Here is a 25,856-nt window from a genome sequence, read left to right on the forward strand (position 1 = left end):
GTACAATGACCCGTATTTTGTTTCCGTTATTATTTATCTCGTTCCCGGCGCTGGCGGACAGCGCTGGCACTCAGGAGGTTCAGATCGACGCGCCGCTGTCCGGCTGGAGTGCGGCCGGGGGCGACAATGCGGCGTTTTCGCAGTCGGTGAACTACCCGGCGTCAACGGTCAATATGGCCAGCGACCAAAATATCTCCGCGCAAATTCGTGGGCAGATCAAAAATTTCTCACCAACGGGCAAAAAGCAACCCGGCAGGCTGGTGGTCAACGGTGCCAGCATGCCGCAGCGTTTTGAAGATGATGGCTCCTTTGCGCGTCCCTATATTTTCCCGGAAGGCAGCAACAGTATTGAAGTCGTCAGCCCTGACGGTAAGAGCCGTAACCGTATGCAGTTCTATTCAACGCCGGGCACTGGCGCGATCCGTGCCCGTTTGCGGCTGGTACTGTCGTGGGATACCGATAACACCGATTTAGACATGCACGTGGTGACGCCGGACGGTGAACATGCCTGGTATGGCAATCCGGCACTGAATAATGGCGGTGCGCTGGATGTCGATGTGACGACCGGCTACGGTCCGGAGATTTTTGCCATGCCTGCGCCCGTGAAGGGGCGTTATCTGGTGTATATCAATTACTACGGTGGCCGTAGTGAGACGGAACTGACCACCGCGCAATTAACCATTATCAGTGACGAAGGCTCTGCCAATGAAAAGCAGGAAACCTTCATCGTTCCCATGCGCAAAGCGGGTGAACTGACGCTGGTGAAAAGTTTTAACTGGTAATGCGGGCATCGCGTAAACTCCTTCATACTCCACGCCGCAAAAGGTATGCTGATGGTTAACCTTTTGCCAACGGAGGCCGGAATGACAACGGAAATAAAAACGCTCTCGACTGAAGAGATCTACCGGAATAAATGGATGGCGCTGCGCGAGGATCGCATTCTCAGAGCGGACGGCAGTCAGGGGATTTATTCGGTTATCGAGAAGCCGGATTTTGTGGTGATCCTGCCCATCGAAGATGATGCTCTCTTCGTTGTGGAGCAGTTTCGCTATCCGCTGGGGGAGAGAACCATTGAGCTTCCTCAGGGTTCCTGGGAACATACGCTAACCGCCACGCCTGAGCAGGTTGCCGCCGGTGAGCTACGGGAAGAAACCGGCTTAGTCGCAGGGAAGATGATCCGCGTCGGCTATCAAAAGCTGGCGCAGGGCTATTCGCAGCAGGGTTATCATATTTATCTGGCAACCGAATTAACCCATCATGCGCCGTCGCTCGATCCCGAAGAGTACGGTCTCACCGCCCGCAAAATCAAAACAGACGATTTTATGCAGTTGATCCTCGATGGCAACGTCACCGATGCCACGTCGGTTACGGCTTTTCTTCTGGCAAAGGCCAGGGGATTGATCGCTTAGGACTTGTGTCCGCCATTAGGTTACTATCATTCACATTGCCCGTCGCAGAGGAAACATCTTATGAATAGCGGACCACTGAACGAAACCGAGCTGGAGTGGCTCGACGATGTGCTGGTGAAATATAGCACTGATGACGGCGTTCTCGACGTCTCCGAACTGGATGGACTGCTCACCGCCGTGCTCTCTGCGCCGCATGAGATTGAGCCGACCGACTGGCTGCTGGCTATCTGGGGTGGCACGCAAAATGTACCTGCCTGGGAGTCAGAACGGGAGATGGAGCGGTTTATGGCGCTTTGTTTTCAGCATATGGCGGACATTGCCGAACGGCTTGAACATTATCCTGAGCAATTTGAACCGATATTTGGTACGCGCGAAATCGAAGGGAGTGAGTTTACGATCGTCGAAGAGTGGTGTTTTGGCTATATGCGCGGCGTTGCGCTGGCCGACTGGTCATCGCTGCCGGAAACGTTGCGCCCTGAACTTGATGCCATCGCCTTACATGGTCTGGAAGCTAACTTCGATAAACTGGATACGCTGACGCCGCAGGAGCGCGATCGCAGTATCGATAAGCTGGAACCGGCGGCGCTCAACCTGTTCGCTTACTGGTCTACCCATCAGATCCCAGCCCCGGTTACGCCGGTACAGCAGCCGTTACGGGTAGAAAAAACGGTCGGCCGCAACGATCCGTGCCCCTGCGGCAGCGGCAAAAAATTCAAGCAGTGCTGCCTGCATTAAACCTTCGTCAGGGACGGATAACCGTCCCTGACGTTTTTGATCAGCTCACCGCAGGTAGCCAGCCTGCAACTATCGAAAACTGCACCGCAATAATCGCCACGCCACAGCCCAGTACCAGCCACAGCACCACCTGACCGCCTGCGACACGATAGCCGCTCTGCGGATTGCGTTTACGGCTTTGCATCGCCAGCAGGGAAGGGATGATCAACGCCAGCACCGCCAGCGCGACGCCCGCATAACCCAGCGCCAGCACAAAGCCGCGCGGATAAAACAGCGCAAACGCCAGCGGTGGCAGGAAGGTCAGCAGGCCGGTTTGCAGACGTCCCATCGGGCTATTTTTACGCTGAAAAAGGTCGGCCAGATAGTCGAACAGTCCCAGCGCCACCCCGAGGAAAGAGGTGGCCAGAGCCAGATCGGCAAACAGATGCACTGCCAGTTCGACGTGCGGTGATGCAACCACTCCACGGATCGCCTGCAATAATCCGTTAAGACCCGCATGGGTCGCCAGCAGGGCCGCAAACGCGGGAGAGCCAATACTGCCGAGCGTCGCCAGCTGCCAGAAGATATAGGCTACCAGCGGAATAAAACTGCCGACCATAAAGACCCGCCGCAGTTTTTTAATATCGCCATTCATATAACTCACGATACTCGGCACGCTGCCGTGAAAGCCGAACGACGTAAAAATGACCGGGATCGCCGACAGTGCCAGCCCTTTTTCCAGCGGCAGGGTGAGTAAGTTGACCTGATGAATATGGGGCAGCAGCAGCGCCAGCATCACCACCAGGAAAATCGCTTTTGCGGTAAACAGAAAGCGGTTAAAGAGATCGACTAATGAGGTGCCAATACAGACCACCGCGCCGCCGACCAGGGTAAACAGCAACACGCCGGCAGAGGGAGGAAGGGTGATAGCCAGCCAGTCACTGAGGCTGGACGACAGCAGCTCGCCCGCACCGCTGACGTAGGCGGCCGTCAGGGCATACATTAAAAACAGCATACTGAACCCGGTCAGCCACTGACCATAGCGACCAAGATAACGCTGGGCCAGCGTGCCAAGCCCGGTATCGGCAGGAACGTGCTGATAGACCTCCAGCAGCAACAGCGCGGTATAACACATCAGCGCCCATAAACTGATGAGTAACCCCAGCGTTACACCGAAACCGGTGCCTGCTGCCGCCAGCGGCATCGCCAGCATTCCTGCACCAATAGTAGTGCCCGCAACGATTAAAATACTACCCAGAGCGCGGTTTCTCACGAATTCCTCTACAGCTAACGGCATTTGAAGGATAATTATGCCGCGCAGAGTATGTTAATTCGTGATAATCGTCAAATCAGAGTTACAGTTACTGTATTTAAATCTTTACACTATTTCTCTGGTCAATAGATCAGAACCTGTTTTAGCGCAAGTCATCCCGGCGGGAGCAACGCTATGCTGGCATTTTTCAGGAGGGGTTATGACATCAATACACGGCCATGATGTACTGAACATGATGATTGATTCTGGCGAGAGCTACACTACCGCCAGTCTGGAAGCGGCAATTATGGCTCGCTTTGGCGAGCAGGCGCGGTTTCATACCTGTTCCGCCGAAAATATGACGGCCGGAGAATTAGTGGCGTTTTTACAGCAAAAAGGTAAATTCATTGCGCAGCAGGAAGGATTTAATACCCACGAAAGTAAAATTTGCCGTCATTAATTCAGGCCAGCGCGAAGCTGGCCCGGAGAATTAATTCTGCGCGTCGAGGGTGGAGAGTTCTTTATCGATAAAATAGAGACCTTCGCCGCTTTTGCCTGCCAGCGATAATTTATCGAGAACGGATTTGAACAGTTTTTCTTCCTCATGCTGTTCAGCGACGTACCATTGCAGGAAATTAAAGGTTGGATAATCCTGGCTGGTCATTGCCGCATGGGCCAGTTCATTAATTTTGCTGCTGATCAGCTGTTCATGCTCATAGGTGGCGTGGAACAGATGGTCGAGCGATTCATATTCCGCGAACGGCGAGGCGATAGCGGTGATTTGCGGCAGGCTACCGGTATCGGTCAGATAATCAAACAGGCGCTGCATATGCCCCATCTCTTCCTGCGCGTGGCGGCGCAGAAAAGCGGCGGCCCCTTCAAAGCTGTGATAGCTACACCATGCGCTCATCTGCTGATAAAGCAGAGAAGAGAACAGCTCAAGGTTCATTTGTGCATTTAATTTTTCGATCATATCGGCTTTAAGCATGATGCGCTCCGCAATATCTGCCAGGGGTTATTATGCCGCCACTATAATTTGTTATTTAATTATTTGCAAAAGGTTAAATAAAAATTTAATTCGTTAAAATGCGACCAGGAATAATACGCATTTGCGTTATTTAATATAAACGCGAGAATAAGAATAATTCCGTTTAAATAGCGCCAGCGGCAACGCTGGCACAGGGATCACCAGTAACTCACCACCGAATTCTGGCTGACGGCGACGCCGCGACACTGATATTGCAGGGTGACTTTTTCATTCAGACACAGCGAACCGCTGGTCACCGTACAGGTGGTGATGGGCTGGCCGTAGGCAACCGCCGTGGCGTAACCGGCCTGCTGACACTGGCGTGTTGCGGTGCCCTGTGCCAGGTACGGATCGGTGGTGGCGGACTGGAGCATGGCCTGTCCGTAGGTTAAACGCACGATGCCGCTGGTGGTATCAACATCGCTGACATCAGCCTGTCGGTTAACCGAACAGCCCGCAAGCGTCAGCAGGAAAAAGAGAATGGCAGCTTTATTCATTACGCGGTTCTGCTTTTAAGGGAGTCTGCCTATCCTACCGTTTACCGTCAGCCGCAATCCGCAGAATAGCCAGCGGATCTACGCCCAGTTATCACAACGGCGGGCGCTAGTCGGCCTGCGTGTCAAAAATTGCCTGAAATTTCAAATGCTGCTGGCGAAAGAGCGCCACCAGCTGTGGATCAAAATGGTGTCCTGCCCCCTGAAAAATCATCTCGCAGGCACGCTCGTGCGAATAACCCGGTTTGTAGACGCGCTTTTGCCGCAGGGCGTCGTAAACATCTGCCAGCGCCAGGATCCGCGCTTCGATGGGAATTTGTTCGCCGCGCAATCCTTCCGGGTAGCCGCTGCCGTCCCACTTTTCATGGTGGAAATGGATAATATTTTCGGCAACGGGACCCAGCCCCAGTCCCTGAATAATGCGCCAGCCTTTCAGGGTATGCAGTTTCATTTCGCTAAACTCTTCTGGCGACAGCGGACCTTGCTTGCGCAGAATGCGTTCCGGTACTGCGATTTTACCGACGTCGTGTAGCGAGGCGAAATGCTCGATTTCCCGTACCATCCGGCGCGGTAGTTTCAGTTCGCGCGCCATCAGGCCGCAATACTGAGCGACACGATGGATATGGCTGCCGGTCTCATCATCATGCGCCCGGTTCACCTTTTCCATCGCCTCCACAATGCTACGGTTGACCGCCCGGTTCTGCTTCATTTGCCGCCACATGATGATAAGCAAACAGACACTAAACAGGGCGGTGATCAGCAGCACGATGCTGATCATTTTAAAGGTGTTTTTGGTGAGTTCCGGCATCAGGGTGGGTTCAACGTGCCGCTCCATCTGAGTGCGGAAACTGGAAATGCGATGGATCTGCGCCAGTAAATGCTGTAACGGATGGGCCGGATCAACCCACGGTCCAATCTCATAATCAATCCGGGTCAGGCCAGCCATTTTGAGCACGCCGCGAAACAGTTCATTTCCCCGTAATGACAGCTCCAGTGAACTGAGGTCGCCAAGGATATAATCAATCCGATGGTTTTCGATGGCATCCAGTAACTCTTCAACCGAGGCAGCGCTGACGATAAAAACCTCATTGCCAAAGCGTTGTCTGAGATAAAGCCCCGAAAACGAGCCGCGCAGCACTCCGACCCGCTGATGACGAATTTGTTCTTCATCCCACAGGAAAGGCTGGTCGATGCGGTTGTAATAGACATTGTGCCAGGCGACCACCGGCCCAATCATACCGTCAGACTGGCTGGCATCATTGGTGTTAACCAGATTAACCAGGCGGATAGGCCATTTCTCTTGCCGCATGCGCAAGACGTAATTATCAACGTACTGAACGTCCACTTCAACGTGCAGCAGATCGCGGATATCGTTGATCATATCCACTACCGAACCGTGATATCCCTGCGCATCTTTCCAGATTAGCGGGGCGAAATTTTCATTTTTTGGCAGCCAGACGGTGAGCTTATTGGCGGCGAGCCAGCGCTTCTCTTCCTCGCTGAGCACAATACGGCTGAGCAAAAAATCACGCCGCGTTTGGTCTTCCAGCTTTCGCAATTTCCCGCTGCGTAGCCAGTCGTTAATAAGCTGATTGACATTGGTCCGCAGGCCGCGCAACTCAGGGCTGAACGCCAGCACTGAGGCGATATGCAGGTCGGGGAACGGACGGGAGATAGTGTAATAACGCAGAGTGTCTTCCATTTCGGTCGCGTCATTAATATAAAAATCAGCTTTATTTTCACTCAGCAGGCGGAAGGCCTCTTCGCTGGTGGTGACAAAAATGACCTGACTAAAGCGGAGGTCGGAATAACGGATATTGACCTGATCCCAGGTGGCATCATTGCGGCGGAATACCACCCGGGTCTGGTTTAACTCGTCCGCGGAAGTGATGGTGCGGGTCAGGCTGGCGGCGAGGACTTCATTACTGAAAAGACGGGTAGAGAGAATTTTGGTTCGCGCGCGGGCTTCTGTGCGGATCACGCCAGCATATACACCATAGCGATCATTGTTAAAACTCTGACTAATTTCATTACCGCCGATGGGCTGGATTTGCAGGTTGTAGCCATATTTTTGATTGATGGCCTGAATAAGTTGCGGATAAAACCCCTGATAGTGACCGTGCGGATCGCGCCAGAACTCGTAGCTCGGAGCGTCATAAAGCCAGACCGGAACCGCCTCCTTCGGGGCAGAAGGTGCGGCAAAAAGCGGAAATGCGCACAGCAGCGCCAGAAATAGCAGGGCTACGAAAACTACCAGGGGTCGGGAGGGCGGGCTGTGCTGATCCACTCAGAAGATTCCTGTTATCGTTTTGTTTAATTTGAAGTCTAACCAACCATCAGCACAGCGAATAGATATTTTTTGAATCTGACAGAAAAATGCGCTGCCCCTGAGGCTGCAAAAAAATGTGATGCTATCTGTGATTTTTAAAACAATTTTTCATTAAATTTGAAAGTCTGTTTGTCAGGTAGTAAAGTTGAATGCATCTGACATCAAGGCGGGGCACCCCGCACAGCACTCAGGAGAGTAAGAAATGAAAATTGCACTGATGATGGAAAATAGCCAGGCCAGCAAGAATGCCGTCATCCTCAACGAATTAAACGCGGTCGCAAGTGAGAAAGATTTCCCGGTTTACAACGTCGGCATGAGCGATGAGAACGATCATCATCTGACCTATATTCACCTCGGGATTATGGCCAGCATTTTGCTGAATTCGAAAGCGGTGGATTTTGTGGTGACGGGTTGTGGTACCGGGCAGGGCGCGCTGATGTCCCTGAATATCCATCCTGGCGTCGTTTGCGGTTATTGTATTGATCCTGCCGATGCTTTTCTTTTCGCGCAGATCAACAACGGTAACGCGCTGGCGCTGCCTTTTGCCAAAGGTTTTGGCTGGGGCGCAGAGCTGAACGTGCGCTTCATCTTCGAAAAAGCCTTCACTGGACGTACCGGTGAAGGCTATCCGCCGGAGCGTAAAGAACCGCAGGTGCGCAACGCGGGCATTCTGAACCAGGTGAAAGCGGCGGTGGTGAAAGATAATTATCTGGATACCCTGCGCGCTATCGATCCGGAACTGGTGAAGACGGCGGTTTCCGGCCCGCGCTTCCAGCAGTGTTTCTTTGAGAACTGCCAGAACAGAGAGATTGAAGCGTTCGTCCGCGAAATTATTGGCTGATCCACCGTGCTGTTTTGCCCGGTGGCGCTGCGCTTACCGGGCCTGCAGCAATAGTGTAATCCGCTGATATTGTGGCATTTATAGGCCGGGTAAGGCGAAGCCGCCACCCGGCATTATCCCCCGGAAGTCATCTTACCGCGTTTTACTTCACCTTTTTCGACACCGCGCTTCCCGCGTCTCTGGTCAGCCGGAAGGTATCGGCCATTCCTACCAGACAGATCAGCGCAATAAACACAAACGCCAGCCGGAAACTGATGCCGGGGATAGCGGAGAGCGCCAGCCAGTCGCTGATGCGTTCACCAAGGCGAATACCAATCGCTCCCAGGGTGATCCCAAGCCCGACCGCCAGCTGTGTGGCGGTACTGAACAGGGTATTGGCATAACTCATCTGGCTGGAGGGGACGTCAGCAAAGGCCAGCGTGCTAATGCCGGTAAACTGCACCGAACGAAACACGCCGCCCAGATAGAGGATCAGCAACACCAGCCAGACCGGGGTGGTCGGCGTCAGGAAGGCGCAGGCCAGCAACGCCAGCACGTTCAGCGCGCCGTTAATCAGCAGCAGACGACGAAATCCCAGCCAGCGGATCAGAGGCGTGGTGGCGGGTTTAATTGTCAGATTACCGACAAAGACGGCCAGCACCAGCGACCCGGCATGAAACGGATCCATACCGAAACCGACCTGAAATAGCAGCGGCAACAAAAAGGGCACGGTGCTGATCGACGAGCGAAACAGCGAACCGCCGTACATCGTGACGCGAAAGGTCGGAACCTGCATCGCTTCAAGGCGGATCATCGGCCACGCGGCATGACGAAAATGGCGCAACGCGTAAAAAGCCGCTGCCCCTCCGATGACAAGCAGTGCCGTGGTGATCCCGCCCTGAACGTTCTCCGCTCCCAGCGCTTCCATCGCATAAACCAGGCTTATCATGGCAACCGAGGTGGCGAGAAAGCCGGGTAAATCGAAAGGACGGCGCTGTTCATCGCGAATATCAGGAATAATCCGCAGCGATAACAGGATCGCGATTAAGCCAATCGGCAGGTTAATAAAGAAGATCCAGCGCCAGTCCGCATAGCTGGTAATAAAGCCCCCCAGCGGTGGGCCGATTATCGGTGCCACCAGCGCGGGCCAGGTGAGGGTGGCGATGGCGGTGATCAACTGATGTTTCGGCGTGGTGCGCAGCACCGCCAGCCTTCCCACGGGCACCATCAACGCGCCGCCTGCGCCCTGAAAAATGCGCATCGCAACAAAACTTTCCACGCTGGTTGCGAGGCCGCACAGTACCGACGCGAGGGTAAAAATAGCCAGCGCCAGGGTAAAGACTTTTCGGGCACCGAACCGATCGGCAATCCAGCCACTCGCCGGGATCAACACCGCCAGCGTGATGAGGTACGCGCTGATGCCAATGTTAAGATCAACGGCCTCGACGCCAAAGGTTTTTCCCATATCGGGCAGGGCCGTGGCGATGACCGTTCCGTCCAGAAACTCCATAAAAAAAGCGCCAGCAACCAGTAAAGCGGCGGGCGATAATCCGCGCTTCTCCTTGCCAGAGACTGTTTCACTCATTGTATGCCTGCCACCATAAAAGAAAAAAATCCAGTAAAGGCGCGGATAAGCCGCAGATTTGACATAACTTTTGTTTAATACTTTACCAATACGTGTAAAATTTATGTGATTTTTATCACGTTATGGTTGATTTTTGTGATGCAGGTCATATTATAGACGTGTAGACAGTAACACCTGCATAACAAAATCGGAGCACAAAATGAAATTTCGCAAAATCCTGAAAAGCATGTTCGAAAACTACTGCAAAACCTTCAAAGACGTACCGCCTGGCGCTATGTTCTGATAAAAAAACCTGCCACGGCAGGTTTTTTTATGTCTGAATTTCCGCTCTGACATTTCAGCGCGCGTGCGATACTATTACGCCCCTTAAACAAGGAGCGCAATATGTCCGACAATCTGAGTGCCGATCAGGAACTGGTATCCGATATCGTAGCCTGCCAGCTGGTCATTAAACAAATTCTTGATGTTATTGAAATCATCGCGCCCGCTGAGGTTCGCGAGAAGATGTCTGCCCAGTTAAAAGCGATTGATTTCACGACTCATCCTGCCGCCGCCGATCCCGTCACCCTGCGTGGCATTCAAAAAGCCATTGCGCTGATCGAAATGAAATTTACCCCGCAGGATGAAGCCCATTGAAAAAGCCAGGCAGATGCCTGGCTTTTTTCGTTGCAGCAGCATCAGAAAAAGGTTTGTACCAGCAGGTAGCTTGCGGCACAGGCACAGCTGACGCCGATTAACCCCGGCAGAATAAAGCTATGGTTGATGATGAATTTGCCGATGCGCGTGGTGCCCGAGCGGTCAAAGCCAATGCAGGCGAGGTCGCTTGGATAGGTCGGCAGGACAAAATAGCCATAGGATGCCGGGAAGAAGGCGACCAGCATTTTCGGCTCTACGCCGAGCATCAACCCCATAGGTGCCACCGCGGTCAGCGCCGCAGCCTGACTGTTTACCAGTTTTGAGACCAGAAACAGGACAATGGCGTAGGTCCACGGATGCGTTTTAACCACCCCTTCCAGCGCCATTTTTAATTCGCTCAGATGAGCCTGAAAGAAGGTATCGCTCATCCACGCGACGCCGAAGACCGAGAAAATCGCTACCATCCCGGCTTTAAACACCGCCCCGTTCGAAATCGTCGTTGCGTTAACTTTGCACACCATCAACATAATGGCCCCGGCGATCAGCATCATCATCTGGATCGTCAGGTTCATGGATAGCGGTGTCAGTTTTCCTTTCAACTCAAACGAAGGACGCAGTTCCGGGATGGCCCCAAGCAGTACCACCACCAGGATCCCGGCAAAGAAAATCCAGGTTGACCAGTAGGCCTGTTTTGGGAAGCGCTGATCCATCAGGGTATCGCTGCTGCCATAAATAAACTCGCGCTGTTTTGGATCCTTGAGCTTTTCCTGGAACTCCGCATCGTCTTCCAGATTTTTACCACGGCGCAGACTCCACAAAGCGGCAATGGCGACGCCAAACAGCGAGGCCGGAACGGAGACGGCCAGAATTTCCAGGATCCCCCACGCCTGACCCACGCCGTGATTTGCGCCGATAATCGATACCAGCGAGACCACCGCCACCGACACCGGCGACGCGGTGATCGCCATTTGCGAGGCGATAGAAGCCACCGCCATTGGGCGCTCAGGACGAATACCTTTTTTTAGCGCGATATCGGCAATAATGGGAAACATGGTGTAGACCACATGCCCGGTGCCGCACAGGAAGGTGAGGGACCACGTGGTAAAAGGTGCCAGCAGAGTAATATGCTGCGGATGTTTACGCAGTAAGCGTTCAGCGAACTGCATCATGACGTTCAGACCGCCCGCCGTTTGCAGCGTAGCGGCACAGCCGATAACCGCCAGAATGGTGAGCATAACGTCGACAGGCGGCTTGCCAGGTTCAAGTCCAAAAATAAAAGTCAGAATAAACAGGCCGATCCCACTGATCAGACCCAGCCCCATCCCACCGAAACGCGTGCCCACCAGCAGGCAAAGAATAATGACCACAAACTCAAGGGTAATCATAGAGCACCTTTTGCAACATCATCATATTTTCCTGAAGCATTACATTTTGTAAGGGTAAACGATGAGAGGTAGATCTAATTTATAAAATGTTAATTAAAACATCATGTTATACACATTTCATTAACATTTGTATCCAGTGTGAGGCGACAAGATTGGCAGTAAAGAGGGGAAAGAGGTACTATTCCACCCCGGACCATGAGCGGGCCGGGGCGAATTAAGAAATTAATGTTGCTGGTAATTAACGACGTTTAACAAATGCTGGTCAGTCTGCTCCATTTTCATGCCGGCCTGACCCGCATGACGCACTTCTTCAAAGATGGTTTGCAACAAAAGCCCGTGCTCCTCCCTTTCAGTGGCAATCTGGGTTAAGAAAGCCAGCGTAGCCGCATCGTTCTGCGACCGGGCTTCCTCTATGAGTTTGGTCAGCGTTTCACTGCGGTGCTGAAAATCCATCATGGTCTGGGAAAAGAGTTCTTCGAGATTGGTGCATTGCTCCTCAATAGGGTTTGTCGTCGCGACCACCGGATTTGCGCCGGATTTTTTCATAAAATCAAACACGCGCATCATGCGGGTAACGTTGATTTGCGCCTGCGTGCGCAGAAATATGGCGGTGCCAGTGAGTTTACGTTTAGCGCACCACTCGCTCAGACGGAGGTAGCGATTGGACGCGTTATACTCCAGGTTCATCTGGGTGTTGAGTTTTTGAACCATTCCTAAAGCTAGCATACCAATATCCTTATTACCTGGGGGACGATTTATACGAAAGCGTATAATTCATGAAAACGCCGGGTTTAACGTTATTCCTGCGCCACCGATACTGACCACAGAATAAATACATTCCGCTACTGCTGTATGTGATCGGTGGTTAATTTTCCGTAATTCCTACCGCAAGAATAAGACGTTCCATTTGCTAAGGAAAGTCTCAATCGCCCGGATTCATCACTGGTTACAACTTCTGAAAAAAGAATGATGACTAATATTAAATACCTACATCAGAAATTAAATTGTTGATAAATATAAAAGTAACGTGATTTTACAATAGTTGAAAAAGTGTTTTAAAAAGCGTAGCATGGCATTGGGAATGAGAGCTGGCGCTATTCGTCTTCGGGTTACACCAACGCTGAGCGTGTTCATGGAATTCAATAATCGACGATAAAATTGCGCCAGATCATTTTCATCCCTGCAAGATATTCGTCCTCAGACGCTGCTATTTGAGCCTGAACGTCTGATGAGCGTTTTTAACATTCACAGATGAATTTAAGGGAGTAAAGAATGAAGAACGTTGCCGTTTTGCTGGCACCCGGTTTTGAAGAAGCGGAAGCGATTGTCACCATCGACATATTACGCCGTTTACATATCAACGTGGAAACGCTGGCTTGCGCCGAATCACGTGCGGTAGTCAGTTACCACAATATTCCGCTGGTCGCCGACGCGACGCTGACCGAACGTCAGGCGCACCTCTACGACGCCATTGTTCTGCCCGGCGGTCCACAGGGCAGCGTTAATCTGGCGGCCAGTGAGGACGTTGTGGCGTTTGTCACCGCGCACGACAATGCCGGTAAGCTTATTTGCCCCATTTGCTCCGCTGCGGCCAGAGTGCTGGGAGGTCACGGGTTACTGAAAGGCCGTCGCTATGTGTGTTCTGGCGATTTATGGCAATCGGTAACCGATGGGGAATATGTGGACGCGCCGGTTGTTGAGGACGGCAATTTGATCAGCGGCAAGGGACTGGGGCGGGTATTCGACTTTGCGCTGACCGTCGCCGCACGCCTGCTGGGGGATGAAGCCCCCGCGCGTGAGCATGCCGATCATATTTATTATCCCTGGTGACAGCGGGTCCCGGATGCGCCTCCCATCCGGGACAAGGATAAGCACGCTGAGGATATAGACAATCCTGTTACAGCTTCATTTAATTGTCCGACAATACCCTTCCGTTTTATGTCATTTATTGCTGAATATATGTACGCAATGACTGTAATCCTGCGATGTGATGGCGCTCTCCTATGGAGAATTAATTTCCCGCTATTAATGTTCCAGCAAAAGCATTCACCAGGCTTCTGATGCTAATGCGTTGTTTTATGTCTGATAAAAAAATTTGAGTACGAATTTTCCCTACATAGAAGAATGTTAACGCTGGAGTTTAACATGCACAAATTCACTAAAGCACTGGCAGCCATCGGACTGGCTGCGATTATGTCACAATCGGCTATTGCTGAATCCATGAAGCTCGGTTTTCTGGTCAAACAACCGGAAGAACCCTGGTTCCAGACGGAGTGGAAGTTTGCCGATAAAGCCGGGAAAGATTTGGGATTTGAAGTGGTTAAGATCGCCGTGCCTGACGGTGAGAAGACCCTCAATGCCATTGATAGCCTGGCTGCCAGCGGCGTAAAAGGCTTTGTCATCTGTACGCCCGACCCGAAACTCGGCTCGGCGATTGTCGCTAAAGCGCGCGGCTACGACATGAAAGTGATTGCCGTGGACGATCAGTTTGTCACCGCCAAAGGTAAGCCGATGGAGAGCGTTCCGCTGGTGATGATGGCGGCCAGCGAGATTGGCGCGCGTCAGGGGCAGGAGCTGTATAAAGAGATGCAAAAACGCGGCTGGGACGTGAAAGAAACCGGCGTCATGGCCATTACTGCTAATGAGCTTGACACCGCGCGTCGCCGCACGACAGGCTCAATGGACGCCCTGAAAGCCGCAGGCTTCCCGGAAAAACAAATTTATCAGGTTCCAACCAAATCTAACGATATCCCCGGCGCATTTGATGCCGGTAACTCGCTGCTGGTTCAGCATCCGGAAGTGAAACACTGGCTGATTGTCGGCATGAACGATAACACCGTGCTTGGCGGCGTTCGCGCCACCGAAGGTCAGGGATTCAAAGCCCCTGATGTGATCGGCATCGGCATTAACGGCGTGGATGCAGTCAGTGAGCTGTCAAAAAATCAGCAAACTGGCTTCTTCGGCTCCTTACTGCCAAGCCCGGATATCCATGGCTACAAAACCAGTGAGATGCTCTACAACTGGGTTGAGAAGGGCGTGGAGCCGCCGAAATTCACCGCGGTTACCGACGTCGTGCTGATCACCCGCGATAACTTCAAAGCAGAGCTGGCGAAGAAAGGTCTTTAATCGATTTCAGTCAACCATGAATAAGCCCCTCACATTCGCGAGGGGCCGTTTACGTACCACTATGAATGGCGGAGTCGTTATGCAGCAGTCTACCCCTTATCTCTCATTTCGCGGCATTAGCAAAACCTTTCCCGGCGTAAAGGCGCTCTCCGACATCAGCTTTGATTGCTATGCCGGGCAGATCCACGCCCTGATGGGTGAGAACGGAGCCGGCAAATCCACCCTGCTGAAAATTCTCAGCGGCAATTATGCCCCGACCAGCGGCACGCTGGCGCTACAGGGGAAAGAGGTCTCCTTTGCCGATACGCCCGCCGCGCTGAATGCCGGCGTGGCAATTATTTATCAGGAACTGCATTTGATCCCGGAAATGACCGTGGCGGAAAACATCTACCTTGGTCAGCTTCCGCATAAAGGCGGCCTCGTGAACCGCTCGCTGCTCAATTATGAAGCGCGGTTACAACTGGAACATTTAGGTCTGGATATTGATCCGCAAACGCCGCTGAAGTACCTCTCAATAGGGCAGTGGCAAATGGTGGAGATTGCCAAGGCGCTGGCGCGTAATGCCAAAGTGATTGCCTTTGACGAACCGACCAGCTCCCTGTCCGCGCGTGAAATCGACAACCTGTTCCGGGTGATCCGCGAGCTGCGCAAGGAGGGGCGGGTCATCATTTATGTATCGCACCGAATGGAAGAAATCTTCGCCCTGAGCGATGCCATTACCGTGTTTAAAGACGGTCGCTACGTTTGCACCTTTACCGATATGCAGAAGGTCAATCACGACGCGCTGGTGCAGGCGATGGTGGGGCGTAATCTGGGCGATATCTACGGCTGGCAGCCGCGTGACTATGGCGCAGAACGCCTGCGGCTGGAAAACGTCAAGGCCCCCGGCGTGCGGATGCCGATCAGTCTGTCGGTGCGCAGCGGCGAGATCGTTGGCCTGTTCGGGCTGGTGGGAGCCGGGCGCAGCGAGCTGATGAAAGGACTTTTTGGCGGCACTCGCATCACCGGTGGACAGGTCTACATCGACGGCCAGCCGATATCCATCGAGAAACCGTCGCAGGCCATTCGCGCCGGGATGATGCTCTGCCCGGAAGATCGTAAAGCGGAAGGTATTATTCCGGTCCACTCGGTGCGTGACAACATTAATATCAGCGCCCGACGCAAGCATATCCATGCAGGCTGCGTGATAAACAATGCGTGGGAAGCGCGTAACGCCGCGCACCATATTCAGTCGCTGAATATCAAAACGCCGGGCGCGGAACAGCTGATCATGAACCTGTCCGGGGGAAACCAGCAGAAGGCAATCCTCGGGCGCTGGCTGTCCGAAGACATGAAAGTCATTTTGCTCGACGAGCCGACGCGCGGTATCGACGTGGGGGCAAAGCATGAAATTTATAACGTGATCTATGCGCTTGCCGCGTCCGGCGTCGCCGTCCTCTTTGCCTCAAGCGACCTGCCGGAAGTGCTGGGCGTCGCCGACCGCATCGTGGTGATGCGCGAAGGCGAGGTGGCCGGTGAACTTCTGCACCACGACGCCAAAGAACAGCAGGCGCTCAGCCTTGCGATGCCTAAAGTCAGCCAGGCAGTAGCCTGAGAAGGAGTTGAAAATGTCATCTGTAACTACAACCGGCGCGTCGAAGTCGTCAATGAGTTTCGGGCGGATCTGGGATCAGTACGGCATGCTGGTGGTTTTCGCCGTGGTCTTTCTCGCCTGCGCGATTTTTGTGCCGAACTTTGCCTCGTTTATTAACATGAAGGGGCTGGGGCTGGCTATCTCGATGTCCGGGATGGTGGCCTGCGGGATGCTGTTTTGCCTGGCCTCCGGCGACTTTGACCTCTCCGTCGCGTCGGTCATCGCCTGCGCGGGCGTGACCACGGCGGTAGTGATTAACCAGACCGAAAGCCTGTGGCTGGGCGTATTTGCCGGGTTGATGCTGGGCGTCATTTGCGGCCTGGTGAATGGTTTTGTGATTGCCAGACTGAAGATTAACGCTCTGATCACCACCCTGGCGACGATGCAGATTGTGCGTGGTCTGGCGTACATTATCTCTGACGGTAAAGCGGTGGGGATTGAAGACGAGCGCTTCTTTGCGCTCGGTTATGCGAACTGGCTGGGACTGCCTGCGCCTATCTGGTTGACGGTAGGCTGCCTGATTATTTTCGGTCTGTTGCTCAATAAAACCACCTTTGGCCGTAATACGCTGGCCATCGGCGGCAATGAAGAAGCAGCGCGGCTGGCCGGGGTGCCGGTGGTACGGACCAAAATTATTATTTTCGTGCTCTCCGGCCTGGTGTCGGCGGCGGCGGGTATTATTCTCGCCTCGCGCATGACCAGCGGCCAGCCGATGACCTCTATCGGCTATGAGCTGATCGTCATTTCTGCCTGCGTGCTCGGCGGCGTCTCGCTGAAAGGGGGGATTGGTAAGATCTCTTACGTGGTGGCGGGGATCTTAATTCTCGGTACCGTGGAGAATGCCATGAACCTGCTCAACATCTCGCCGTTCTCGCAGTATGTGGTGCGCGGTCTGATTTTGCTGGCAGCGGTGATCTTCGACCGCTACAAACAAAAGGCGAAACGTACCGTCTAACTTTTAAGTCTACCTCTAACGTAACGCCAGCGGCCAATGTCGCTGGCGTTTTCATTTGAAAATGGCGAGGCTGGTCACACTGTCTATACTTACATTGCTAACGTTTGATTAATTACCCGCTTTGGGCTGTAAATGTAAGGAGGAAATCAGGGTGGCTGACCAGTTATCTGTACCGCCTGTACTTAAAGGAAATCACGCCTGGTTCTTTGACCTCGATGGTACCCTCGCTGAAATCAAACCGCACCCGGATCAGGTTTTTTTGACGCCGGAAGTCCGTACTGCGCTTCAACTGCTGGCGCAGAAAAATGAGGGCGCGGTAGCACTGGTTTCCGGGCGCTCAATGGCCGAACTTGATGCGCTCGCCAGTCCGCTGCATTTTCCGCTTGCCGGTGTGCACGGTGCCCAGCGACGTGATTTTAATGACAAAACGCATACCGTAGAACTGCCGGCGGATGTCGTGCGGACGCTCAACGATCAATTGACCACCGCACTGGCGGTGATGCCAGGCTGCGAGCTTGAGGCGAAAGGCATGGCGTTTGCACTGCACTATCGCCAGGCTCCGCAGTATGAGGAGCGCATTATGGCGCTGGCGCAAGGGATCGTGGGACTCTATCCGCAGCTGGCGCTCCAGCCCGGTAAATGTGTCGTCGAACTTAAACCGCAGGGGATCAATAAAGGTGAAGCGATTGCTGCCTTTATGCAGGAAGCACCCTTTCGCGGTAGAACGCCGGTTTTCGTGGGTGACGATCTTACCGATGAGGCCGGATTCCGGGTGGTTAACCAGTTAAACGGGATTTCCATCAAAGTAGGACCGGGGGCAACCCAGGCGCAATGGCGTCTGGCCAGTGTCGCCGATGTGCATCAGTGGCTACAAACTATTGCTGATAACCAACTATTAAAAGAAAAAGCGCTAACAGACAGGAGAGATGGCCATGAGTCGCTTAGTCGTAGTATCTAATCGTATTGCCCCGCCCGATGATAAGAAGGCTAGCGCCGGTGGCCTGGCGGTGGGGGTTCTCGGCGCGTTAAAAGCCGCAGGTGGACTGTGGTTCGGCTGGAGCGGGGAGGTAGGTAACGAAGACCAGCCTTTAAAGACCGTCAGCAAAGGCAACATTACCTGGGCATCCTTTAACCTGAGCGAACAGGATTACGAACATTACTACAGCCAGTTTTCCAACGCCGTGCTGTGGCCCGCCTTTCACTACCGCCTCGATTTAGTCAACTTCCAGCGTGACGCCTGGGAGGGCTATCAGCGCGTTAATTCACTGCTGGCAGACAAGCTGGTGCCGCTGGTGGAAAAGGATGATATTCTGTGGATCCACGATTACCATCTGCTCCCCTTTGCCAGCGAACTGCGCAAAAGAAACATCCACAATCAGATCGGTTTCTTCCTGCATATTCCGTTCCCGACGCCGGAAATCTTCAACGCACTGCCGCCGAATGCCGAGCTTCTGGAGCAACTGTGTGATTACGATCTGCTGGGTTTCCAGACTGAAAATGACCGCCAGGCGTTCCTCGAATGTATCGCGGCGCAAACGCGTCTGACCACCCGTGATGGCAAGTCCCATACCGCGTGGGGCAAAAACTTCCGCACTGAGGTATACCCGATTGGTATCGAGCCGGAAGAGATCGCCCGTCAGGCCACCGGTCCGCTGCCGCCGAAGCTGGCACAGCTTAAAAACGAGCTGAAGAACGTCAAAAATATCTTCTCCGTTGAGCGTCTGGATTATTCCAAAGGCCTACCGGAACGCTTTATGGCCTATGAGACGCTGCTGGAAAAATACCCGGAGCATCACGGTAAGATCCGCTATACGCAAATTGCGCCCACCTCGCGTGGTGAAGTGCAGGCTTACCAGGATATCCGTCACCAGCTGGAGAACCTGTCAGGACGCATTAATGGTCGGTACGGGCAACTGGGCTGGACGCCGCTGTATTACCTCAATCAGCACTTCGACCGTAAGCTGCTGATGAAAGTCTTCCGCTATTCGGATGTGGGTCTGGTGACGCCGCTGCGCGATGGTATGAATCTGGTGGCAAAAGAGTATGTTGCCGCGCAGGATCCGGCAAACCCGGGCGTGCTGGTGCTTTCACAATTTGCCGGCGCGGCCAATGAACTGACATCGGCGCTGATTGTGAATCCTTACGATCGGGATGATGTGGCTGCGGGGTTACACCGCGCGTTAAACATGCCGCTGGCCGAACGTATATCTCGTCATGCCGAAATGATGGACGTTATTCAGAAGAATGATATCAATCACTGGCAGGAGAGGTTTATCCACGACCTAAAGCAGATCGCGCCACGCAGCGAAGAGAGTCAGCTGCAACATAAGGTGGCGACGTTTCCAAAGCTGGCCTGATTAAGGTAATGATCTCTGGCCCGGCAGCGCGTGCTGCCGGGCCTTTTTTATTCCAGCGCCACCAGCAGGACATCCACATGGGTATTGCCAATCACATTTTTGGCCGAGCAGGTCGCCCGGGAGAAAAAACTGTGGTTATGATTGCCACAGAGCACTAAGTCCACCTGCCGCGTGCGGCAAAAGTCTTTGATATGCTCACTCAATTCCCCGGAGGCGATAATGGTCTCGGCGATGGGGTAGTCCGCATGCTGCGCGATATCGCGTAAAAATTGCTGGGTCTCCTCCTGTATCACGTCACGAAGATTTTCCATCATCGGCGCAGCAAAATGGTTATACATCTCGGGGTCGGTGGCGAGGGTAATCAGACTGATACGGGCATTAAGCGGACGGGCAATCGAGACGGCTTTTGCCACCAGACGGTGGCTTTCCGGGGTGGCGGCAACCGCCACAAGCAAATGTTGATAACGCATCGGACCTCCTTTCAGACGCATAAAACCAGGCTATCTTCTTTCCTTACTCCATTTATCCGCTGACTTCAAGAGCCCAGGGCGTGGTTTTGCGCCGTTCTTCAAATTATTCATTAATTATTCTTATAAAATGCATTAATGAACGCGATTAATAATAAAATATGCCAATACGTTGTACGTATATGAAAACTATTATCATTTAATGTTAATTAATTGATGCAAGAATTAACATTAAGGCGATAATGACGTATGGCGATTATTTTTGTTACATTAAATACTAAGCTTATGTTTATGAATGCCTTTTTTTGAATCAATTTCTACAATAGAGACGAAATTTATTTTTTTCATTCTGCCTGGCAGCATTGAGACAATTAACCTACTGTTATTGCGCTTTCAGACGGGTCCGTTTGCTTAACGTGACCAGGCAAACCGCAGAGTTGCATAAAAATACATCAACACATCATCGGTAATGATGGATTTATGATAAATATTTGCGTACATTATGTGATGTCGATCACATATTTCCTAAAATCACGGCAGCGCCTCGTTGTATGTGGTAAGGCTGACGAGTAAAGTTGCGGCGAATTAGGAAAAATCTTAGACATTTGTAAGAATTCTTTAACATGTTTCTGTTGACATAGTCCACCACAAAGAGACTTTTCCACTGCGGTAGCATCTAAGTACAACTATGCATTTTGACCTTTTCTTTTTTACCGGGACTTTCCCGGCGACATCACGGGGTGCGGTTATGCCGCATAAAACAATGGTTGGTTATGCTGGATGGGTAAAATGCATACATCCGAGTTGCTAAAACATATTTATGACATCAACCTGTCATACTTGCTCCTTGCACAACGTCTGATTAGTCAGGACAAACCGTCAGCCATGTTCCGTCTCGGCATTAACGAAGAGATGGCGACGACGCTGGTTGAACTGACGCTGCCGCAAATGGTGAAACTGGCTGAAACTAATCAGCTCATTTGCGAATTCCGTTTTGATAGTCACGAGACCATCAACCGGCTGACGCAGGATTCGCGCGTCGATGACCTGCAACAAATTCATACCGGGATCCTTCTTTCTACCCGTTTGCTCTCTGACGCGGGCCAGGCTGCCGCCGCGCGCAAGAAAAGGGCCTGAGGATGAGCGAAAAAAGCATTGTTCAGGAAGCCCGTGATATTCAGCTCGCAATGGAGCTGATTACGCTGGGCGCTCGCTTACAGATGCTGGAAAGTGAGACACAGCTGAGCCGTGGTCGACTTATCAAACTGTATAAAGAGCTGCGCGGTAGCCCGCCGCCGAAAGGCATGCTGCCGTTTTCTACCGACTGGTTTATGACCTGGGAACAGAACATTCATTCATCCATGTTCTGTAATGCCTGGCAGTACCTGCTTAAAACCGGATTATGTAGCGGGGTTGATGCGGTGATTAAAGCGTATCGCCTGTATCTTGAGCAGTGCCCGCAGATGGACGGCGAAGCGCCGCTGCTGGCGCTCACCCGTGCCTGGACGCTGGTGCGTTTTGTTGAGAGCGGAATGCTTCAACTGTCGCATTGCAGCTGCTGCAACGGCAATTTTATTACCCATGCCCATCAGCCTGTGGGCAGTTTTGTGTGCAGTTTATGCCAGCCACCATCCCGTGCCGTAAAAAGACGTAAACTTTCCCGTGATATTGCCGATAGTACTCCACAACTGCTGGATGAACAGATCGAACAGGCTGTTTAACCGATACGGTGTGGTCAACACTCCAGCAGCGGTAAGCAATTACCGCTGCTTTTTTTTGCCTCCCTGACGCGTTAATGGTCGATTTGTGCATCCTGCTCTGGTCAACAGAAAGGATGATGTCGTGCTTATCTTATTGGGTTACCTGGTCGTTCTCGGTACAGTTTTCGGCGGTTATATGATGACCGGCGGACACCTTGGAGCACTCTATCAACCGGCTGAAATTATTATTATCGGCGGGGCAGGCGTGGGTGCATTTATTGTTGGCAACAACGGTAAGTCGATCAAAGGGACGCTGAAAGCGATCCCGCTGCTGTTCCGTCGCTCGAAATACACCAAAAGCATGTATATGGACCTGCTGGCGCTGCTCTATCGCCTGATGGCCAAGTCGCGCCAGCAGGGGATGTTCTCGCTTGAACGGGACATTGAAAACCCGCAAGAGAGTGAAATCTTCGCCAGCTATCCGCGCATTCTCGCCGACGGCGTGATGCTGGATTTTATCATTGATTATCTGCGCCTCATCATCAGCGGCAATATGAACACCTTCGAGATCGAAGCGCTGATGGACGAAGAGATCGAAACCCACGAAAACGAATCCGAAGTACCGGCGAATGCGCTGGCCTCGGTGGGCGACTCATTGCCGGCGTTTGGTATCGTGGCGGCGGTCATGGGCGTGGTGCATGCGCTGGCCTCGGCGGATCGTCCGGCGGCGGAGCTGGGCGCGCTCATCGCGCATGCGATGGTCGGAACCTTCCTCGGCATTCTGCTGGCATATGGTTTTATCTCGCCGCTCTCCAGCGTCCTGCGGCAAAAAAGCGCCGAAACCAGCAAGATGATGCAGTGCGTCAAAATTACCCTGCTGTCTAACCTGAACGGCTACGCGCCGCCGATTGCCGTGGAATTTGGCCGTAAAACGCTTTACTCCAGCGAACGTCCTTCGTTTGTTGAACTGGAAGAGCACGTGCGCGCGGTGAGAAACCCTTCTGCCCAGCAAACCACGACTGAGGACGCATGAAGAATCAGGCGCATCCTATCGTCGTTGTTAAGCGGCGGAAACATAAAAGTCACGGCGGCGGCGCTCACGGGTCGTGGAAGATCGCTTATGCCGATTTTATGACCGCGATGATGGCGTTCTTCCTGGTGATGTGGCTGATTTCAATCTCCAGCCCGAAAGAGCTTATCCAGATTGCCGAATATTTTCGTACTCCGCTGGCGACGGCGGTGGCGGGTGGGCCACGCGTCTCCAACAGCGACAGCCCGATCCCCGGCGGCGGCGATGATTACACCCAGCAGCAGGGCGAAGTGCATAAACAGCCCAACGTTGAACAGCTCAGGGAACGGATGGAAATCAGCCGGCTGAAAAAGATCCGGGGTGAACTGGACCAGCTTATCGAAGCCGATCCGAAGCTAAAAGCGCTCAGGCCGCACCTGAAAATTGACCTTGTGCAGGAAGGCTTGCGCATCCAGATTATCGACAGCCAGAACCGGCCAATGTTTAAAACCGGCAGCGCAGAAGTGGAGCCCTATATGCGCGATATTCTGCGCGCCATCGCGCCGGTACTGAACGAGATCCCCAATAAAATCAGCCTGTCCGGGCATACCGATGATTTCCCTTACGCAGGCGGTGATAAGGGCTATAGCAACTGGGAGCTGTCCGCCGATCGCGCCAACGCCTCGCGTCGCGAGCTGGTGGCCGGCAGCCTGGATAGCGGCAAGGTCCTGCGGGTGGTAGGCATGGCCGCGACCATGCGGCTGTCCGACCGGGGGGGCGATGATGCCATCAACCGCCGCATTAGCCTGGTGGTCCTCAACAAGCGAACCGAACAGGCCATTCTCGACGAGAATGCCGAAAGTCAGAACGTGCCATTTAGTGAATTATCGTCATCTGCGGCAGCGCCGCAGGCGGCCAGTCCCACATCGCCACAAGCCGATCCGAGGTGATAGCGTGAGCATGGATATTAGCGATTTTTATCAGACTTTTTTTGATGAAGCCGATGAATTACTGGCCGACATGGAGCAGCACCTGCTGGATCTGGTCCCTGAGTCGCCGGACGGAGAACAGCTGAATGCGATCTTCCGCGCAGCTCACTCCATTAAGGGGGGCGCGGGCACCTTCGGGTTCTCCGTTTTGCAGGAGACCACGCACCTGATGGAAAACCTGCTGGATGAAGCCCGACGCGGGGAAATGCAGCTCAACACCGACATTATCAACCTGTTTTTGGAAACCAAAGATATTATGCAGGAACAGCTCGATGCCTATAAACGCTCTCAGGAGCCGGACGCTGCCAGCTTTGAATATATCTGCGCGGCGCTGCGTCAGTTAGCGCTGGAGGCAAAAGGCGAGGTCGTCCCGCCACCCGCCGCCAAACTGACGGTAGTAGAGAAAGAGGAACCGCAGGCGAGCGCCGGTGGGCAGACGCGCATTATCCTGTCGCGCCTGAAAGCGGGCGAGCCGGATTTGCTGGAAGAGGAACTGGGTAATCTGGCGACCCTCACCGGGGTGGAAAAAACCGCAGATTCCCTCTCCGCGATCCTCGACGGTAGCATAGAACAAGACGACATCGTTGCCGTGCTGTGCTTTGTTATTGAAGCCGATCAGATTGCTTTTGACATGGTTGAAGCGGACGAGCCTGAAACGGAAGAGGACGATCAACCCGCCGCAGACGCGCCAGCGCCTGCCGCGCCGGTGCTGGTCGCGGTACCAAAAGAGGCACCGGCCGGGCGCAGCAATGCTGAAAAACCGGCGCGCGTCAGCGAATCCTCCAGCATCCGTGTGGCGGTGGAGAAGGTCGATCAACTGATCAACCTGGTCGGCGAACTGGTGATCACCCAGTCGATGCTGGCCCAGCGCTCGAATGAACTGGACCCGGTCACCCACGGCGATCTGATCACCAGCATGGGCCAGCTCCAGCGTAATGCGCGCGATCTCCAGGAATCGGTGATGTCCATCCGCATGATGCCGATGGAGTACGTCTTCAGCCGCTTCCCGCGTCTGGTGCGCGATCTGGCGAGCAAGCTGAATAAACAGGTGGAACTGACCCTGATGGGCAGCTCTACCGAACTGGATAAAAGCCTGATTGAACGCATTATCGATCCGCTGACGCATCTGGTGCGTAACAGCCTCGATCACGGTATTGAATCGCCGGAGACGCGCCTTGCTGCCGGGAAGTCCGCGGTGGGTAATCTGGTGTTGTCCGCCGAGCATCAGGGCGGCAACATCTGTATTGAAGTTACCGACGACGGCGCGGGGCTTAATCGCGAACGCATCCTTGCCAAAGCCGTTTCTCAGGGCATGCCGGTCCATGACAACATGAGTGACGAAGAGGTCGGCATGTTGATCTTCGCGCCGGGCTTCTCTACCGCTGAACAGGTGACCGATGTTTCCGGACGCGGCGTGGGCATGGACGTGGTGAAACGTAACATTCAGGAGATGGGCGGTCACGTCGAGATCCAGTCGAAGCAGGGGACCGGGACCACCATCCGCATTCTGCTGCCGCTGACGCTGGCGATCCTCGACGGCATGTCGGTCAAAGTGAGCGGTGAGGTGTTTATCCTGCCGCTGAACGCGGTGATGGAATCTCTGCAACCGCGCGAAGAAGATCTGCATCCGCTGGCGGGTGGCGAACGCGTGCTGGAAGTACGTGGCGAATACCTGCCGCTGGTCGAACTGTGGAAAGTCTTTGACGTACAGGGTGCCAGAACCGAGGCAACGCAGGGCATTGTGGTGATCCTGCAAACGGCCGGACGCCGTTATGCGCTGCTGGTCGATCAGTTGATTGGTCAGCATCAGGTGGTGGTGAAGAACCTTGAGAGCAATTACCGTAAAGTTCCTGGAATTTCTGCCGCCACCATTCTTGGCGATGGTAGCGTGGCGCTGATTGTCGATGTCTCAGCGCTTCAGGGATTAAATCGTGAACAACGTATGGCGCACACAGCAGCCTGATTAAGT

The 25,856-nt window shown here is 53.4% G+C and carries 26 protein-coding genes; 18 read left to right on the top strand and 8 right to left on the bottom strand.

Annotation, left to right across the window (positions count from 1 at the left end; genetic code table 11):
* Nucleotides 1-5 precede the first annotated feature (5 nt).
* The 3 genes from INT84_RS09260 to INT84_RS09270 all read left to right on the top strand — a co-directional run bounded on the left by INT84_RS09260 (nucleotide 6) and on the right by INT84_RS09270 (nucleotide 2,144).
* Nucleotides 6-782, top strand: coding sequence for a YfaP family protein (locus INT84_RS09260; protein ID WP_194206836.1), 777 nt, complete (start codon nucleotides 6-8; stop codon nucleotides 780-782).
* Between the two features lie 81 nt (nucleotides 783-863).
* Nucleotides 864-1,409: an NUDIX hydrolase gene (locus tag INT84_RS09265; protein WP_194206564.1), complete on the top strand. Its 546-nt coding sequence runs from the start codon at nucleotides 864-866 to the stop codon at nucleotides 1,407-1,409.
* A gap of 60 nt (nucleotides 1,410-1,469) precedes the next feature.
* Nucleotides 1,470-2,144 (top strand): YecA family protein, encoded by a 675-nt coding sequence (locus tag INT84_RS09270; RefSeq protein WP_194206565.1) that lies wholly within the window; start codon nucleotides 1,470-1,472, stop codon nucleotides 2,142-2,144.
* 40 nt (nucleotides 2,145-2,184) lie between these two features.
* Here the strand turns inward: INT84_RS09270 and tyrP are convergent, their stop codons facing one another.
* Nucleotides 2,185-3,336, bottom strand: a complete 1,152-nt coding sequence (tyrP, locus tag INT84_RS09275) for a tyrosine transporter TyrP (protein WP_255515973.1) — start codon at nucleotides 3,334-3,336, stop codon at nucleotides 2,185-2,187.
* A 259-nt stretch (nucleotides 3,337-3,595) separates the two neighbouring features.
* On the opposite strand from tyrP, the gene INT84_RS09280 reads away from it, so the two are divergent.
* Nucleotides 3,596-3,835: a YecH family metal-binding protein gene (locus tag INT84_RS09280; RefSeq protein ID WP_194206567.1), complete on the top strand. Its 240-nt coding sequence runs from the start codon at nucleotides 3,596-3,598 to the stop codon at nucleotides 3,833-3,835.
* A 30-nt stretch (nucleotides 3,836-3,865) separates the two neighbouring features.
* Here the strand turns inward: INT84_RS09280 and ftnA are convergent, their stop codons facing one another.
* From ftnA to INT84_RS09295, 3 genes are all read right to left on the bottom strand, one after another.
* Nucleotides 3,866-4,363 (bottom strand): non-heme ferritin, encoded by a 498-nt coding sequence (gene ftnA, locus INT84_RS09285; RefSeq protein ID WP_176918936.1) that lies wholly within the window; start codon nucleotides 4,361-4,363, stop codon nucleotides 3,866-3,868.
* A gap of 197 nt (nucleotides 4,364-4,560) precedes the next feature.
* Entirely contained in the window at nucleotides 4,561-4,899 is a 339-nt protein-coding gene (yecR, locus tag INT84_RS09290; protein ID WP_194206568.1) for a YecR family lipoprotein, read from the bottom strand.
* Between the two features lie 106 nt (nucleotides 4,900-5,005).
* Nucleotides 5,006-7,183 carry an HD domain-containing phosphohydrolase gene (locus INT84_RS09295; RefSeq protein ID WP_370529650.1) on the bottom strand — a complete coding sequence of 726 codons (2,178 nt, stop codon included), beginning with the start codon at nucleotides 7,181-7,183 and terminating at the stop codon, nucleotides 5,006-5,008.
* A gap of 244 nt (nucleotides 7,184-7,427) precedes the next feature.
* Between INT84_RS09295 and INT84_RS09300 the strand changes: the two genes are divergently transcribed.
* Complete coding sequence (locus INT84_RS09300; protein ID WP_194206569.1) at nucleotides 7,428-8,066, top strand: RpiB/LacA/LacB family sugar-phosphate isomerase; 639 nt, start codon at nucleotides 7,428-7,430, stop codon at nucleotides 8,064-8,066.
* A gap of 142 nt (nucleotides 8,067-8,208) precedes the next feature.
* Here INT84_RS09300 and INT84_RS09305 read toward each other — a convergent pair whose 3' ends face one another.
* Entirely contained in the window at nucleotides 8,209-9,630 is a 1,422-nt protein-coding gene (locus tag INT84_RS09305) for an MFS transporter (RefSeq protein WP_194206570.1), read from the bottom strand.
* Nucleotides 9,631-9,829: 199 nt separating this feature from the next.
* Here INT84_RS09305 and azuC point away from each other — a divergent pair, with 199 nt between their 5' ends.
* Nucleotides 9,830-9,913, top strand: a complete 84-nt coding sequence (azuC, locus tag INT84_RS09310; RefSeq protein WP_103676150.1) for a stress response protein AzuC — start codon at nucleotides 9,830-9,832, stop codon at nucleotides 9,911-9,913.
* Between the two features lie 101 nt (nucleotides 9,914-10,014).
* Nucleotides 10,015-10,266, top strand: a complete 252-nt coding sequence (locus tag INT84_RS09315) for a DUF2766 family protein (protein WP_176918932.1) — start codon at nucleotides 10,015-10,017, stop codon at nucleotides 10,264-10,266.
* 41 nt (nucleotides 10,267-10,307) lie between these two features.
* Here INT84_RS09315 and INT84_RS09320 read toward each other — a convergent pair whose 3' ends face one another.
* On the bottom strand, nucleotides 10,308-11,651 hold the full coding sequence (locus tag INT84_RS09320; RefSeq protein ID WP_194206571.1) for an anaerobic C4-dicarboxylate transporter: 1,344 nt from the start codon (nucleotides 11,649-11,651) through the stop codon (nucleotides 10,308-10,310).
* 222 nt (nucleotides 11,652-11,873) lie between these two features.
* Nucleotides 11,874-12,377 (bottom strand): non-heme ferritin-like protein, encoded by a 504-nt coding sequence (locus tag INT84_RS09325; RefSeq protein WP_194206572.1) that lies wholly within the window; start codon nucleotides 12,375-12,377, stop codon nucleotides 11,874-11,876.
* 546 nt (nucleotides 12,378-12,923) lie between these two features.
* On the opposite strand from INT84_RS09325, the gene INT84_RS09330 reads away from it, so the two are divergent.
* The 6 genes from INT84_RS09330 (at nucleotide 12,924) to otsA (ending at nucleotide 19,722) form a co-directional block, all read left to right on the top strand.
* Nucleotides 12,924-13,481 (top strand): DJ-1 family glyoxalase III, encoded by a 558-nt coding sequence (locus INT84_RS09330; RefSeq protein WP_194206573.1) that lies wholly within the window; start codon nucleotides 12,924-12,926, stop codon nucleotides 13,479-13,481.
* Nucleotides 13,482-13,796: 315 nt separating this feature from the next.
* Nucleotides 13,797-14,777, top strand: coding sequence for an arabinose ABC transporter substrate-binding protein (locus INT84_RS09335; protein ID WP_176918928.1), 981 nt, complete (start codon nucleotides 13,797-13,799; stop codon nucleotides 14,775-14,777).
* A 79-nt stretch (nucleotides 14,778-14,856) separates the two neighbouring features.
* The gene (gene araG, locus INT84_RS09340; protein ID WP_194206574.1) at nucleotides 14,857-16,371 is read left to right on the top strand and encodes an L-arabinose ABC transporter ATP-binding protein AraG; all 1,515 of its coding nucleotides are present in this window, start codon (nucleotides 14,857-14,859) and stop codon (nucleotides 16,369-16,371) included.
* 13 nt (nucleotides 16,372-16,384) lie between these two features.
* Nucleotides 16,385-17,365 (top strand): L-arabinose ABC transporter permease AraH, encoded by a 981-nt coding sequence (gene araH / locus INT84_RS09345; protein WP_194206575.1) that lies wholly within the window; start codon nucleotides 16,385-16,387, stop codon nucleotides 17,363-17,365.
* A gap of 151 nt (nucleotides 17,366-17,516) precedes the next feature.
* Nucleotides 17,517-18,323 carry a trehalose-phosphatase gene (gene otsB / locus INT84_RS09350; RefSeq protein ID WP_194206576.1) on the top strand — a complete coding sequence of 269 codons (807 nt, stop codon included), beginning with the start codon at nucleotides 17,517-17,519 and terminating at the stop codon, nucleotides 18,321-18,323.
* The gene (gene otsA, locus INT84_RS09355) at nucleotides 18,298-19,722 is read left to right on the top strand and encodes an alpha,alpha-trehalose-phosphate synthase (protein WP_194206577.1); all 1,425 of its coding nucleotides are present in this window, start codon (nucleotides 18,298-18,300) and stop codon (nucleotides 19,720-19,722) included. Before otsB ends, otsA begins: the two co-directional genes overlap by 26 nt.
* A gap of 47 nt (nucleotides 19,723-19,769) precedes the next feature.
* On the opposite strand, the gene uspC is transcribed toward otsA, so the two are convergent.
* Nucleotides 19,770-20,192: a universal stress protein UspC gene (gene uspC, locus INT84_RS09360; protein WP_194206578.1), complete on the bottom strand. Its 423-nt coding sequence runs from the start codon at nucleotides 20,190-20,192 to the stop codon at nucleotides 19,770-19,772.
* A gap of 786 nt (nucleotides 20,193-20,978) precedes the next feature.
* Here uspC and flhD point away from each other — a divergent pair.
* From flhD to cheA, 5 genes are all read left to right on the top strand, one after another.
* The gene (flhD, locus tag INT84_RS09365; protein WP_176918922.1) at nucleotides 20,979-21,326 is read left to right on the top strand and encodes a flagellar transcriptional regulator FlhD; all 348 of its coding nucleotides are present in this window, start codon (nucleotides 20,979-20,981) and stop codon (nucleotides 21,324-21,326) included.
* On the top strand, nucleotides 21,323-21,910 hold the full coding sequence (gene flhC, locus INT84_RS09370) for a flagellar transcriptional regulator FlhC (protein ID WP_176919000.1): 588 nt from the start codon (nucleotides 21,323-21,325) through the stop codon (nucleotides 21,908-21,910). Before flhD ends, flhC begins: the two co-directional genes overlap by 4 nt.
* 121 nt (nucleotides 21,911-22,031) lie before the next feature.
* A complete protein-coding gene (motA, locus tag INT84_RS09375; RefSeq protein WP_176918921.1) occupies nucleotides 22,032-22,922 on the top strand; it encodes a flagellar motor stator protein MotA in 891 nt (296 codons plus the stop codon).
* Entirely contained in the window at nucleotides 22,919-23,848 is a 930-nt protein-coding gene (motB, locus tag INT84_RS09380) for a flagellar motor protein MotB (protein WP_176918920.1), read from the top strand. The genes motA and motB overlap by 4 nt, the downstream gene beginning before the upstream one ends.
* Nucleotides 23,849-23,852: 4 nt before the next feature.
* Nucleotides 23,853-25,850 (top strand): chemotaxis protein CheA, encoded by a 1,998-nt coding sequence (gene cheA / locus INT84_RS09385; RefSeq protein ID WP_194206579.1) that lies wholly within the window; start codon nucleotides 23,853-23,855, stop codon nucleotides 25,848-25,850.
* Nucleotides 25,851-25,856: the final 6 nt, after the last annotated feature.

The organism is Superficieibacter sp. 1612_C1 (assembly GCF_015234305.1).
Taxonomy (GTDB): domain Bacteria; phylum Pseudomonadota; class Gammaproteobacteria; order Enterobacterales; family Enterobacteriaceae; genus Superficieibacter.

Excerpts from the sequence above, each read along its gene's own strand:
- ftnA (WP_176918936.1), bottom strand. The coding sequence starts at position 4,363 with ATGCTTAAAGCCGATATGATCGAAAAATTAAATGCACAAATGAACCTT.
- INT84_RS09325 (WP_194206572.1), bottom strand. The coding sequence starts at position 12,377 with ATGCTAGCTTTAGGAATGGTTCAAAAACTCAACACCCAGATGAACCTG.
- INT84_RS09320 (WP_194206571.1), bottom strand. The coding sequence starts at position 11,651 with ATGATTACCCTTGAGTTTGTGGTCATTATTCTTTGCCTGCTGGTGGGC.
- INT84_RS09335 (WP_176918928.1), top strand. The coding sequence starts at position 13,797 with ATGCACAAATTCACTAAAGCACTGGCAGCCATCGGACTGGCTGCGATT.
- azuC (WP_103676150.1), top strand. The coding sequence starts at position 9,830 with ATGAAATTTCGCAAAATCCTGAAAAGCATGTTCGAAAACTACTGCAAA.
- INT84_RS09300 (WP_194206569.1), top strand. The coding sequence starts at position 7,428 with ATGAAAATTGCACTGATGATGGAAAATAGCCAGGCCAGCAAGAATGCC.
- INT84_RS09280 (WP_194206567.1), top strand. The coding sequence starts at position 3,596 with ATGACATCAATACACGGCCATGATGTACTGAACATGATGATTGATTCT.
- INT84_RS09305 (WP_194206570.1), bottom strand. The coding sequence starts at position 9,630 with ATGAGTGAAACAGTCTCTGGCAAGGAGAAGCGCGGATTATCGCCCGCC.
- flhD (WP_176918922.1), top strand. The coding sequence starts at position 20,979 with ATGCATACATCCGAGTTGCTAAAACATATTTATGACATCAACCTGTCA.
- tyrP (WP_255515973.1), bottom strand. The coding sequence starts at position 3,336 with ATGCTGGCGATGCCGCTGGCGGCAGCAGGCACCGGTTTCGGTGTAACG.
- yecR (WP_194206568.1), bottom strand. The coding sequence starts at position 4,899 with ATGAATAAAGCTGCCATTCTCTTTTTCCTGCTGACGCTTGCGGGCTGT.
- araH (WP_194206575.1), top strand. The coding sequence starts at position 16,385 with ATGTCATCTGTAACTACAACCGGCGCGTCGAAGTCGTCAATGAGTTTC.
- INT84_RS09315 (WP_176918932.1), top strand. The coding sequence starts at position 10,015 with ATGTCCGACAATCTGAGTGCCGATCAGGAACTGGTATCCGATATCGTA.
- INT84_RS09270 (WP_194206565.1), top strand. The coding sequence starts at position 1,470 with ATGAATAGCGGACCACTGAACGAAACCGAGCTGGAGTGGCTCGACGAT.
- motB (WP_176918920.1), top strand. The coding sequence starts at position 22,919 with ATGAAGAATCAGGCGCATCCTATCGTCGTTGTTAAGCGGCGGAAACAT.
- araG (WP_194206574.1), top strand. The coding sequence starts at position 14,857 with ATGCAGCAGTCTACCCCTTATCTCTCATTTCGCGGCATTAGCAAAACC.
- otsA (WP_194206577.1), top strand. The coding sequence starts at position 18,298 with ATGAGTCGCTTAGTCGTAGTATCTAATCGTATTGCCCCGCCCGATGAT.
- uspC (WP_194206578.1), bottom strand. The coding sequence starts at position 20,192 with ATGCGTTATCAACATTTGCTTGTGGCGGTTGCCGCCACCCCGGAAAGC.
- INT84_RS09330 (WP_194206573.1), top strand. The coding sequence starts at position 12,924 with ATGAAGAACGTTGCCGTTTTGCTGGCACCCGGTTTTGAAGAAGCGGAA.
- INT84_RS09265 (WP_194206564.1), top strand. The coding sequence starts at position 864 with ATGACAACGGAAATAAAAACGCTCTCGACTGAAGAGATCTACCGGAAT.
- INT84_RS09260 (WP_194206836.1), top strand. The coding sequence starts at position 6 with ATGACCCGTATTTTGTTTCCGTTATTATTTATCTCGTTCCCGGCGCTG.